Consider the following 12399-nt stretch of genomic DNA (forward strand, 5'->3'; position numbering starts at 1 on the left):
CCTTTCCTACGCTTCTTTAACAAGTTTTACGATTTTTTGTGCGCCTTCTGCCATAGTTGCAGCTGATTCAATTGCTAAGCCAGAATCTTTAAGAATTTCTTTACCTTTTTCAACATTTGTACCTTCTAAACGTACAACAAGCGGTAAAGTAAGTTCTACTTCTTTAACTGCAGCAACGATACCTTCAGCAATAATGTCACATTTCATGATTCCACCAAAGATATTAACAAAAATACCTTTTACGTTGTCATCACCTAAAATGATTTTAAATGCTTCAGTAACTTTTTCTTTAGTTGCACCGCCCCCTACATCTAGGAAGTTTGCCGGGTTGCCGCCAAAGTGGTTAATTGTATCCATAGTTGCCATAGCTAAACCAGCACCATTTACCATACAACCGATATCTCCATCTAATGCAATATATGATAAATCGTACTTAGAAGCTTCGATTTCTTTTGGATCTTCTTCTTCTAAATCGCGTAATTCTTGGATATCTTTATGTTTAAATAATGCATTATCATCAAAGTTAACTTTTGCATCTAATGCTAAAACATCACCATCATTAGTTGTTACTAATGGGTTGATTTCTACAATAGAACAGTCTTTTTCGATGAAAACATTATAAAGTGAAACTAAAAATTTAGCTGCTTTATTAATTGATTCTTTTGGAATATTAATATTAAAAGCGATTCTTCTAGCTTGATATGGTGCTAAACCAACAATAGGATCAATAGTTTCTTTGAATATTTTTTCAGGTGATTCAGCAGCAACTTCTTCAATTTCAGTTCCGCCTTCTTCTGATGCCATCAAAGTAACACTGTCAGTCGCACGATCAATTACAAATCCAACATAATATTCTTTTTGAATATCGCAGCCCTCTTCTATGTAAAGGCGTTTAATTTCTTTACCTTCAGGACCAGTTTGATGTGTTACAAGCGTCTTACCTAATAATTCTTTAGCGTAAGTTTCAACTTCAGATAGTGATTTAGCAATTTTAACTCCACCTGCTTTACCTCTACCCCCAGCGTGAATCTGTGCTTTTACCACATATACTTTTGAATTTAATTCTTTTGCTTTTTCTACCGCTTCGTCAGCAGTGAACGCTACGCGTCCTTCTGGGACAGCAACGCCCATAGTACGAAATAATGCTTTACCTTGATACTCGTGGATATTCATTCTCCATCCTCCTGTTTCTTAGGTTAAGTTCATAACTAATTATATGAAATGTAAGCGCTGTTGTAAACTCATTTAGCCCAGTTATTTAAATCTTTTGTTTTTTACCATTAATTTGAAAGTGATTTAATTGGTTCAAAAGTTTTTCTGTGTTCATTTATTATGCCGTGTTGACTAATACCATCTAAATGTTGTTGAGTACCATACCCAACATTTTTTTCGAAACCATAACCTGGGTGTTTAACTGCAAGTTCGCGCATATATCTATCTCTATGTTCTTTGGCTAATACACTTGCTGCTGCTATAGATACGCTTTTAGCATCTCCTTTAACTAAGGATGTTTGAGGAATATCTACATCTAGTGTCATCGCATCTATCAGTAAATGTGTAGGCTTAACAGATAAAGCCTCAACTGCTCTTATCATTGCCAATTTAGTTGCTTCATAAATATTAATTTGATCTATTTCCTCAACTGTTGCCACACCATACGCATATGCATATACTTCTGATAGCAATTGTTCTTCCAAAATATTTCTTTTCTTTGCAGAGAGTTGTTTTGAGTCATTTAAACCTGTGAAATGGTGATCTTTATTTAAAATAACTGCGCAAGTAACAACAGGACCAGCTAATGGCCCTCTTCCCACCTCATCTATGCCACAAACTAACGCTTTGTCATCATCAGACAGTATTTCATTTTCATAATGAGACATCTCTTTATAATTTTCTAGTAATTTTTGAACTTTTTCCAATTGTTTTCTTCTAGAAACAATTGCGTTTTGTATACCTTTACGATCATCGTCATTAACAGAATGATTTTTTAAAGTTTCTAACGAATGAATATCTTGTAACAATAATTTAATTTGTTGAATGGTTTGACTCATAATATATTTACACGTCCATTTCACTAGCGATATCAAAAGTGTAAGTGCCGATTCTGGCATTTCTCACTTCATGTATAACTAGATCAATAACCGCTTCATAATCAACTTCATTACCACGTCTTAATAATCCACGACGGCGCCCTATAGCATCAAACCACTCTAGGTTCTCTGCATCGATTGGCACATCGACTTTGTAATGTTCTTTTAACCCTTCGTAGTCGTGTTCTTTCATAAATTCTAAACCATAAATTGCTACTTCATCTAAATGCACAATACTATCTTTGATAGCTCCAGTGATACTTAATTTTTTTCCAACTAATTGGTCTTCAAATTTAGGCCATAAAATACCTGGCGTATCTAACAATTGCAATGATTTCCCTACTTTAATCCATTGTTGTTGTTTTGTTACACCTGGCGTATTACCTGTTTTAGTGACAGATTTATTTGCTAATTTATTAATTAATGTTGATTTTCCAACGTTAGGAATACCAACAATCATCGCTCTAATAGCACGTGGTTTTAATCCTTTTTGCTTTTCTTTTTCGAATTTCTCTGTTGTTGCTTTTATTGCTGCTTGCTCTACGAGTTTTAAACTCTTGCCGTGTTTTGCATCAATTGCTACAGGATAAAAACCTTTCCCTTTAAAATAGTTTTCCCATTTTACTAGCTCTTTTAAATTTGCCATATCTTTTTTATTTAAAATGACTACACGTGGTTTTTGTTGTATTACTTCATCTATCATTGGATTTCTTGAACTGTAAGGGATACGTGCATCTACAAGTTCAAACACTACATCTACTTTCTTTAACTCTTTGGATACTTCTCTTTTTGCTTTAGCCATGTGTCCTGGATACCATTGAATTACCATATATATCACCTTTCTCTATTTACGCTCTATTTAATTAAAAGTTTTAATTTTACACTTGTGCTTTTATTTCATTTTCTGTTCTTTGACTTTAAAATCATAACACGTCACCTATAACGATATAAATAAAATAATGTCATTAACTTTAATTTTACAACATTATTTAGTAATATACTTCAATTTATTTTAGACACCACGTTTAGATCTCTAAAAACGATTAAAATTCGTTTATTTTTTATTTATGCTCTTTAACTTTTAAAACGTTTAAGACTTAATGAATTATATTTTTCTAAATAAATAATAGTTATTTTTATCTTAATTCATAAAATATCGTTACAATGGAATTATATTTATTACATATACAGGAGTCGTTTATGAAGCGTAAATTTTTGTACACATGTTTATTCTTATTACTAGCTGTTATTGGACACAGTTATGTTATTTATAGATTTATCCATGATGGCGTTTTATTTACAGGGCCTAATGATGGTATGGAACAAATGGTGCCAATTCAAATGTATTTGTTTGATAATTGGAGTCATGGCAATTGGTTTTATGCTTCTGACTTTGGTCTAGGCGGAGACTTTTTTACTGACTTAAGTTATTACTTTTCGACAAATATTATATTTATTTTGAACGTCATTATCATTGTCTTACTTAAAGTAGTCATACCGATGGATACCTCTGATGTGATGTTTTGGATGACAAATGCCTTAGTCGTTTCTATAATTAAATCTTCTATAGCAATGATAGCAACATTTATCTATGTTCAATATGTTTCACACAATCGCAAAATAGCCGTATTATCAGCATTTATTTTTGTAATGTCACCACTTTATTTTAGGTTCACAGTTTATTGGCCATTTTTTAGTGACGTTTTTATATGGTTACCGTTACTACTATGGTCCATCGAACGCTTCTTAAAAAGTGGCAAACCAGGTTTCTTTATAATTATCGTAACCATTTCATTAATTAATAATTTTTATTTTGCCTATTATCAATTAATAACAGGTCTTTTATATTTTATGTCTAGGATGGTTTTCAAACATAAGAATGATCTCGTAACTAGATTCAACGCATTAATGACATTATGCATTTCAGCATTATTTGCACTAGGTTGCAGTTTGTTTTTCTTTTTCCCAGCAATACAAAGTTACTTTAATAATAGACGTATCCCTTTTGATGGAGATGTAGACTTATTTGAACCTTTTAACCAAAATACAAATATATTTTATGACAATTATTTAATCGTCATACTTTTCTTAACGATTCAAGCATTGCTATCATTCAAATTATATAAGCATTTTTATTTCAAATTATTCGCAATTTTTACTTTGATTTCAATTTGTGCTAGCTTTCTACCTTTTGTAGATCAGTTATTTAATGGCTTTTCAGCACCACAAAAACGCTGGCACTATCTCATTGCTTTTAATTCGGCCATTTTAATAGGATTTTATGTAAAATATTTCCGAACATTACCTTTAAAAACGTATATATTATCTTCTATAGTCGCTATAGGGTTTATCTTTGCAAGTGCTTGGCAATATGACAAGTTTGTTTCGTGGCTATGGTATATGCCTATAGTTAGTGTGATTGGTTTACTCATACTTTTCGTTAAAGAACCTAAAATAAGAACGAAATTAACGCATCTCTTTATATTGTCTATTATGATACTTTCTGTTTTAGTGTCTGTCGTATTTATACGCAACCAAATTTATTTTGATGATCATGTTCAACGCGCAAATAGTTATTATGTTAATGCCAGTCTCTTTAACACACCGCTTCAGCAGCAGTTAGTTACTAATATGAAAAAAGAAAAATCTGAAGATGAGCGGATTGATTGGCGCGTTAATGAGCAAGATAATACACCGATGTATCAGCATTTTAAGGGAATGAGTCTTTATTCAAGTATTTTTGACCACAATATACTTGATTATTATTACGATGATTTGAAAATTAATATGAAAGAAGAATCTGTAAGTAGATACCAATCAACGAATGGTAGACAAAACATTAATAGTTTATTATCTGTTCGTTATTTAATGTTAAAAGATTACCAAAATAGCGTGCCTGCACATTTCAAAAAAGTTAAAAAAGATGGACAATACCAAATCTATGAAAATACTTTAAACTTGCCTTCCGTGCGTGTTTCAGATCAAGTCTTTGATGCACAAGAACTTAAAGAACCTATAGATAGAGAACATGCAATGATTGATGGAATAATTTTAAATAATGAGGGTAAAACATACACAGATAAAGCTGAAAACTTATTAAATCAAACCAAAATCACCTATCAAAATATGAATCGTAAAACAGATAAAAAAATATATATTCCTAACAATAATAAACAGGGACAAGTACAAATCCATGTTCCAAAAAACATTAGATCACAATATAAAGATTTTTACGTGACGCTAAAAGTTAAAAGAGGCAAACCTGATAGTAATTTTTCTGTAAATATAAACGGTTATTCGAACAATCGGTTATTCAACAATTCTACTTATCGTACTGGGGTTGATACACAACTTTATAGAACACAACCAGATAAAAATGGTGATATAAACATTGCACTTAGCCCTAGTGGTAATTATGAATTTGAATTACAAAGTTTACATGGAGAAAATTATAAAAAGCTTGAAACCGCACATAGCACACAGAACAATGTGGGGCATTATCAAGATATCAAAAATGGCGTTAAAGTAATATTAGGTCCCCATAAGAAAGGTATTGCTTCTATTAATATTCCTTATAGAAAAGGTATGACTGCATACGTAGATGGTAAAAAAGTAAAACCATTAAAAGTAAATTATATGATGACAGGTGTGCCTGTAAATAAGGATAGCAGTGAAATTACAATTAAATACAAACCACAATATTGGTATACTATGATCGCACTTTCAGTCATTAGTATCATCTTGAGTGTAGTTTGGTGCATTCACATAAATAAAAAAACACAGCGCAATTTAAATTAATATTTAAAAGGAGTTTGTCAGAGATGAGGTATGACGATGTTTCGTAAACTTTGGGCCCACAAAGTTACAAGATTTATTTGTATTGTTGCGCTGGGTATAGGCGTTGCTTTACTAACATTCACACCATATATCTTTCGTTATTTAACTGAAGGGATTGTTTTTAGCGGGAGTGGTGATGGCTATAGACAAATGATGCCATTTCAAATGTATTTGTATGAACATTTTAGCCAATTCAAAAGTTTTTATGATCATTCATTTGGTTTAGGTGGCGATTATGTAAAAGATTTAGCTTATTATTATGCTACTTCGCCATTTACTTTGATTAATTTTATTTTTGTCTGGCTATCAGAAGTATTATTTAATAGTAATCCAAGTAACATCACGTATTGGGCAAGTAACCAACTGATTGTTGCTTTTGTAAAAGGTGTAGTAACGTTCGTACTAGCCTTTTACTATTTTAGATATATAAAATTTAATCGTCATGCTGTTTTTTTAGCTTCTATGTTATATGGTGCCTCAACAGTAGTAATTTATTTTAATTTTACTTGGTCATATTACGGAGACTTGCTTATTTTTCTTCCACTCTCCTTATTGGCTATTGAACGATTTTATAGAGAAAAGAAAATAGGGTTATTTATTTTTGCTGTAGCTCTAACTTTATTTTCAAATTTCTATTTTAGTTATTATGAATCGCTTGTACTATTTGCATATTACTTTTATAGATTAGTATTCCCCCACCCGAGTGATATCGTCACTCGCAAGCAAAAATTATGGATTATTCCTGTAGCAATAGTATTAAGTACACTAGTCAGTATTTGGGGATTCTATACCGGGGTTACTTCGTTTTTCAACAATGATCGAGTAAGCAATCCACATTTTAAAATAAATATGTTTACAGATTTTGCACGACAAAAACACTTTTTTAGTAATGGGTTTTATATCACTGTTTCGATTATCGCTATAGTAGCATTGCTATCATTTAAGTTATATAAACATTATTATTATAGATTTTTTGCAATTATGATTTGGATTATGTTGGTTGGTTCATTGACACCCTATTTTGATAGTATGTTTAATGGCTTTTCGACACCCGAACGCAGATGGGTTTACATATTTGCTTTCACCACAGCAGGATTAATTGCATTGTTTATTCAACACATTTCAGAATTAAAACTCAAGCCATATATCTTAGCATGTGCCCCCGCCTTGCTTTTCATGTCAATCATGACAATTATAGTTGAAAAAGAAAAAATGACATGGATGCTCGCTTGTCTCATTATTATGATTTTTATCGGGATACTTTTATTTAAAAGGTCTCTACTAAAAAAACGTTGGCCTTTAGCAGTATTATTAGTATTATTTATTGTTCAACAAAGTATGATTCTTTCTAATCATCACTACAATAATGTAAGGAATTATGAATCAACCAAATCAGCTATGCATGCTTCAAAATATAAAAGTCCTGCTTTATCTAAGAAAATAGACGAGATTAATCAACGGCATAATGATGATCCACTGAGTAGAATTGATTATATGTCGCAATATGGTCTTAATTCACCAATGATTTATCATTTTAATGGTATTGCTTTATATTCAAGTATTTTTGATGGTGACATATTAAAATATTATGATCAGACATTACAAATTAATATGCATACTGATAAAAATAGTACTTATCGATTATTATCAAATAGAGCGAATTTAATGGCATTATGGAACGTTAATGATCGTATACGTCGACCAGATGATTCGAATATGTCTTTCGGTTTTGAACCTAAAGATACGATTCATCATTCAAAAAAAGAGTCATTTATTCATTCAACAAACGAAATTAAATATCCAAGTGCTCATATAACCAACAAGGTGTATGATTCGAAAGATCTTAAATCACCGCTTGATAAAGAACAAGCAATGTTACAAGGTGTCGTGTTCAACGATAAAGATGCTAAACCAAACAGCCAAATTAAGTCTAATGAAAATTTATTAGACAAAACCTCTACCTCATTAAATAATGCGCATAGAGATAAAGACGGAAAGCTTACAGTGACAAAAGACAAAGGTGGCATAACTTACACCCTACCATCCTCCACTGCAAATAAATACAAAGACATGTATATAGAAATGGATGTTGAACTATTAAGCCCTGACAAGCAACATGACGTCGGTGTGAACGAATACAATCAAAGTCGTAATGAATTGACTTATAAATATCGTCGGTTTGTCACGCCTGTTACAATGCGTGTAAAAGCAGATGAAAAACTACAAGTTAAATTATCACAAGGTAAATATCGCTTTAATATTAAAGGCATTTACGGTGAAAACTATGAAACTTTAAATAAAGCGTCTAAAGCGTTAGATAATGTACAAGTGTCTGAACAACGTTCTGGTTATACAATTAAAAAAGACAAAAATGACGAAGGCTATCTTGTCTTACCAATGGCATATCGTGATGGTATGAAGGCATATGCCAATGATAAAACACTCCCTGTAAAACAAGGCAATGGCATAATGACCGTAATCCCCGTTGAAAAGGGGCAAGAAAAAATAGAACTCAAGTATACGCCACCACATACAACTATCTTGGTAGTTTTAAGTGTTCTAGGTATTATATTGAGTATTGGATTCACGAAATGGATTAAACCAAAAAATTAAGCATAATATTAAAGTGCTAAATCTGTTATTTTCTTATACGCTAAAGGGAATGAGACAGAAATCTAATTTTTCTAACAAGATTTCGTCGTCTCACACCGGCAAAGCTGGCTAGAAAATGGAATACAAGCGCTTTAGCTCTTGCATAAGAACTACTTATCTTCATAAATGAAGTAGTAGTTCTTTAAAAGCTTGATATAAACGCATTTTCAGTTCAGTCAGCCACTGCCAATATAATAATTGAGGCTGAGAACATGTATTTTATCTCAACCTCTTTTATGAGCTACTTAGGTTTGCTAGAAACTTCGACTAAATTTATTTTTCTCGCAAGACAACCTAATGTAGCTTATATTATATATTTGCATCAAAAAAAGCGACTCCCATTGGGGAATCGCTTTTTTATGTCTAATTTGCTGATTAACGAATTTCTTTAATTCTAGCAGCTTTACCACGTAATTCACGTAGGTAGTATAATTTAGCACGACGTACTTTACCACGGCGTTTAACTTCAATTTTTTCGATTTTTGGAGTGTGTAATGGGAATGTACGTTCCACACCAACACCTGAAGATATTTTACGTACAGTGAAAGATTCTGAAACTCCTCCACCACGGCGTTTAATAACTACACCTTCGAATAATTGGATACGTTCGCGAGTACCTTCAACAATACGTACGTGAACTTTTAAAGTGTCACCTGGACGGAATGAAGGTATATCTGTGCGTAATTGCGATTGAGTTACTGCTTCGATTAATTTGTGATTACTCATTATTTTTCTCTCCTTCAACCTATGTTCTTGCCTAGACAAAATATAGCAGCGGACCATAGTGATTTTCGTGTGTCGCACACTTAAAATATATTAGCATACTACTAATCTTTTTTCAATTGCTTTTTATATCTTTCTATAATTTCTTGGTCTTTTTTAGTCAACGGATACTGTTCTAATAAATCCGGACGTTTTTCCCATGTTCTTAAAATTTTCTGTTCATAACGCCAGTTATCAATGTGGGCATGGTTACCTGATAATAAAACGTCTGGTACATTCAAATCTTTGTATATACGTGGTCGTGTATATTGTGGAAACTCTAATAAACCATCTTGAAAGGAATCATCCATGTGAGATTGTTGATTACCTAAAACACCAGGTAAAAGTCTAACTACCGCATCTGTCATTACCATCGCCGGTAGTTCACCACCAGTCAATACATAGTCCCCCATTGAAATTTCATCAGTGACTAAATGTTCACGGATTCTTTCATCGTAGCCTTCATAATGCCCGCAAATAAATACTAAGTGCTCTGCCTGACTGAGTTCATTAGCAATTGCTTGAGTAAAGGGACGACCTTGAGGGCACATTAAAATGACCCTTGTGTCTTCTGTTCGCTCAATACTATCCATTGCATTGAATATCGGTTCCGGCTTTAACACCATCCCCTGACCGCCTCCAAATGGGTAGTCATCCACTTGATTATGTTTGTTTTCAGCAAAGTGTCTAAAATCCACTGTATTTACTTGTAGCAAATCTTTTTCTTGGGCTCGTTTTAAAATAGATTGGTTTAAAACACCTTCAAACATGCCAGGAAATAATGTTAAATAGTCGATTCTCATTAATCTAATAATCCTTCCATAGGCGTGATTTGAATACGTCTACCTTCTACATCAATCTCTTTGACCACATCCGCGATATAAGGAATGAGGTATTCTTTGTCGCCTTTGACTACCCACACATCGTTTGCACCTGTTTCAAATATCTCAATCACACGACCAATTGGAGTATCTTCATTAAAAACGGTACAGCCAATGATATCTGAATAATAAAATTCATGTTCTCCAAGTTCTATTTCTTCATGATCACGTTCTTGTAAAAGTGTTTCACCTTTTAGGTACTCGATATCATTAATGTTATTGATACCTTCAAACGTAAGCATATGCAGTCCTTTATGCATACGATATGAAGCAATTTTAAATTCAAGTGGCGCTTTATCTTTACGTGCTATTTCAACTATTTCTCCTGGTTGAAAACGTTTATCTGTAAAATCAGAATTAGACTTTATTTTCACTTCACCTTTAATGCCATGTGTATTAACAATTTTTCCAACTTCAACTTTCATATATGTGCCTCCGATAAATGTATCTTATAAGTGTTGTGTAATTTTTATGTATTATTTAATTATTATAACATGTATAAATCTAACATAGTAATACATTCCTCAATAGAAAATTTTCTTATTCTCAACTATGTTAAAGCACTAATTATAATATTTTCCATTAAAAAAAGAGCACCTAAACGGTACTCTTACAAACACTATATTTGTTTAATAAGTTTAAAACTTATTTTTGGTCGTCGAATTTTTTCAAAATACCTTCTCTTGATAAGATATTGTGAACTGTATCAGTCGGTTTAGCACCGTCTTTTAACCATTTAAGTGCTGATTCTTCGTCGATTTTAACTTCTGCTGCATTTACATTGTTAGGGTTGTAAGTACCGATTTGTTCGATAATACGACCGTCACGTGGTGCACGAGCATCTGCAACTACGATACGATAGAATGGATTTCTTTTTGAGCCTAAACGTGTTAAACGAATTTTAACTGCCATTTATATTCTCTCCTTTTAATTTCATAAGTATTTATTTTCTACAAGAAATAATGATACCAGTTCTTCTAATATTTGTAAAGAGGTTATCCTTTACCAATTTTAAAAAATCATTTTTTCTCATCAATTACCTTTTAAATAACGTACTTTTGTCAATTTCCTCTTTTCACGCACTTTACACCACTATGATATGCCTTGTCTTATATTAAGTCTCTTGACATCTATATTTAAAAGCTATACATTGAGATTAAATTAAATAAGCACATGCACTAGGGGTGTTTTTAACTGAGATGAGTACAACTCAAACCCTTTGAACCTGATCTAGCTGAAACTAGCGGAGGAAAGTGTGAAAGATTTTATATCCTATATTCAAGGGGCAATCTTGCCTTTTTGCAATATTACTATTCTATCATTTCTAATACACAACTTTCTATAGTGAGGGTTGTGTATTTTTTTAATTTTACTTTTTAAAATTTTAGGAGTGAAAGTTATGAATAAAACTATTTTAGTAACTGGTAGTAGTAGAGGCTTAGGTGCAACGATTGCAAAAACATTATCGCAACAAGGGTACAATATTATAATCAATTATTACAAAAATAAATCGTTAGCAGAAGATCTTGTTTCTGACATCGGCTCTGACCATGCAATTGCCATTCAAGCTGATGTCACAAATAGAAATGATATTGACCACTTAATTGAACAAGCTACCCAATATTTCGGGAAAATTGATGTCGTGATTAACAATGCATTAGTAGGTTTTAAGTTTGATCCTACACAGCAAAAATCATTTACAGATTTAGCATGGGATGATTATCAACAACAGATAGATGGCACTTTAAAAGCTGCCTTCAATGTAACACAAAGTGTCATGCCTCAATTTTTGGAAAGACAGCAAGGCATTATTATTTCTATCGGGACAAATTTATATCAAAATCCCGTTGTACCTTATCATGAATATACAACTGCAAAAGCAGGATTAATTGGCTTTACTCGTAATATTGCTGCCGAGCTTGGTAAATTTGGTATTAGAGCTAATGTCGTGTCAGGAGGCCTGTTAAAAACAACTGACGCAAGTGCTACAACCACGAGTGAAGTATTTGACATGATTGCACAAACAACACCGCTTAAACGTGTGACTTCGCCACAAGACATTGCAAACATGGTTGCATACTTAGCTTCTGAACAAGCTAATGGTATAACAGGACAAAATTTCACAGTTGATGGTGGCTTAACAATGAATTAACAAATTAAAATTAGGAGGTGCTTTC

10 protein-coding genes and 1 riboswitch are annotated in these 12399 nt (G+C 32.5%); of the genes, 3 read left to right on the forward strand and 7 right to left on the reverse strand.

From position 1 onward, the window contains the following. Positions 1-6: 6 nt before the first annotated feature. From sucC to ylqF, 3 genes are all read right to left on the reverse strand, one after another. Positions 7-1173 (reverse strand): ADP-forming succinate--CoA ligase subunit beta, encoded by a 1167-nt coding sequence (sucC, locus tag NSR03_RS06350; protein ID WP_021338735.1) that lies wholly within the window; start codon positions 1171-1173, stop codon positions 7-9. Between the two features lie 107 nt (positions 1174-1280). Continuing rightward, positions 1281-2051, reverse strand: a complete 771-nt coding sequence (locus NSR03_RS06355) for a ribonuclease HII (protein ID WP_069820795.1) — start codon at positions 2049-2051, stop codon at positions 1281-1283. Positions 2052-2058: 7 nt separating this feature from the next. Beyond that, positions 2059-2919 carry a ribosome biogenesis GTPase YlqF gene (gene ylqF / locus NSR03_RS06360; RefSeq protein WP_069820794.1) on the reverse strand — a complete coding sequence of 287 codons (861 nt, stop codon included), beginning with the start codon at positions 2917-2919 and terminating at the stop codon, positions 2059-2061. A 371-nt stretch (positions 2920-3290) separates the two neighbouring features. On the opposite strand from ylqF, the gene NSR03_RS06365 reads away from it, so the two are divergent. Further along, positions 3291-5888 carry a YfhO family protein gene (locus NSR03_RS06365; RefSeq protein ID WP_069820793.1) on the forward strand — a complete coding sequence of 866 codons (2598 nt, stop codon included), beginning with the start codon at positions 3291-3293 and terminating at the stop codon, positions 5886-5888. Positions 5889-5924: 36 nt separating this feature from the next. Beyond that, complete coding sequence (locus NSR03_RS06370) at positions 5925-8540, forward strand: YfhO family protein (RefSeq protein WP_285328611.1); 2616 nt, start codon at positions 5925-5927, stop codon at positions 8538-8540. A gap of 414 nt (positions 8541-8954) precedes the next feature. Here the strand turns inward: NSR03_RS06370 and rplS are convergent, their stop codons facing one another. The 4 genes from rplS to rpsP all read right to left on the reverse strand — a co-directional run bounded on the left by rplS (position 8955) and on the right by rpsP (position 11134). After that, the gene (gene rplS, locus NSR03_RS06375) at positions 8955-9305 is read right to left on the reverse strand and encodes a 50S ribosomal protein L19 (protein WP_002507872.1); all 351 of its coding nucleotides are present in this window, start codon (positions 9303-9305) and stop codon (positions 8955-8957) included. Positions 9306-9406: 101 nt separating this feature from the next. Next, positions 9407-10144: a tRNA (guanosine(37)-N1)-methyltransferase TrmD gene (gene trmD, locus NSR03_RS06380; protein WP_002507873.1), complete on the reverse strand. Its 738-nt coding sequence runs from the start codon at positions 10142-10144 to the stop codon at positions 9407-9409. After that, positions 10144-10647 carry a ribosome maturation factor RimM gene (gene rimM / locus NSR03_RS06385; RefSeq protein ID WP_021338729.1) on the reverse strand — a complete coding sequence of 168 codons (504 nt, stop codon included), beginning with the start codon at positions 10645-10647 and terminating at the stop codon, positions 10144-10146. The genes trmD and rimM overlap by 1 nt, the downstream gene beginning before the upstream one ends. Positions 10648-10867: 220 nt before the next feature. Further along, positions 10868-11134: a 30S ribosomal protein S16 gene (rpsP, locus tag NSR03_RS06390; RefSeq protein ID WP_002507875.1), complete on the reverse strand. Its 267-nt coding sequence runs from the start codon at positions 11132-11134 to the stop codon at positions 10868-10870. A 258-nt stretch (positions 11135-11392) separates the two neighbouring features. Then, positions 11393-11491: riboswitch (TPP riboswitch) on the forward strand. 130 nt (positions 11492-11621) lie between these two features. Here rpsP and NSR03_RS06395 point away from each other — a divergent pair. Next, positions 11622-12374 carry a 3-oxoacyl-ACP reductase gene (locus tag NSR03_RS06395; protein ID WP_002507876.1) on the forward strand — a complete coding sequence of 251 codons (753 nt, stop codon included), beginning with the start codon at positions 11622-11624 and terminating at the stop codon, positions 12372-12374. Positions 12375-12399 lie beyond the last annotated feature (25 nt).

The organism is Staphylococcus sp. FSL W8-1207, assembly GCF_038003745.1.
Classification (GTDB): domain Bacteria; phylum Bacillota; class Bacilli; order Staphylococcales; family Staphylococcaceae; genus Staphylococcus; species Staphylococcus equorum.

What these genes read in the sequence shown, in the direction of transcription:
- sucC (WP_021338735.1), bottom strand. Translation starts at nt 1,173, where the DNA reads ATGAATATCCACGAGTATCAAGGTAAAGCATTATTTCGTACTATGGGC.
- NSR03_RS06355 (WP_069820795.1), bottom strand. Translation starts at nt 2,051, where the DNA reads ATGAGTCAAACCATTCAACAAATTAAATTATTGTTACAAGATATTCAT.
- ylqF (WP_069820794.1), bottom strand. Translation starts at nt 2,919, where the DNA reads ATGGTAATTCAATGGTATCCAGGACACATGGCTAAAGCAAAAAGAGAA.
- NSR03_RS06365 (WP_069820793.1), top strand. Translation starts at nt 3,291, where the DNA reads ATGAAGCGTAAATTTTTGTACACATGTTTATTCTTATTACTAGCTGTT.
- NSR03_RS06370 (WP_285328611.1), top strand. Translation starts at nt 5,925, where the DNA reads ATGTTTCGTAAACTTTGGGCCCACAAAGTTACAAGATTTATTTGTATT.
- rplS (WP_002507872.1), bottom strand. Translation starts at nt 9,305, where the DNA reads ATGAGTAATCACAAATTAATCGAAGCAGTAACTCAATCGCAATTACGC.
- trmD (WP_002507873.1), bottom strand. Translation starts at nt 10,144, where the DNA reads ATGAGAATCGACTATTTAACATTATTTCCTGGCATGTTTGAAGGTGTT.
- rimM (WP_021338729.1), bottom strand. Translation starts at nt 10,647, where the DNA reads ATGAAAGTTGAAGTTGGAAAAATTGTTAATACACATGGCATTAAAGGT.
- rpsP (WP_002507875.1), bottom strand. Translation starts at nt 11,134, where the DNA reads ATGGCAGTTAAAATTCGTTTAACACGTTTAGGCTCAAAAAGAAATCCA.
- NSR03_RS06395 (WP_002507876.1), top strand. Translation starts at nt 11,622, where the DNA reads ATGAATAAAACTATTTTAGTAACTGGTAGTAGTAGAGGCTTAGGTGCA.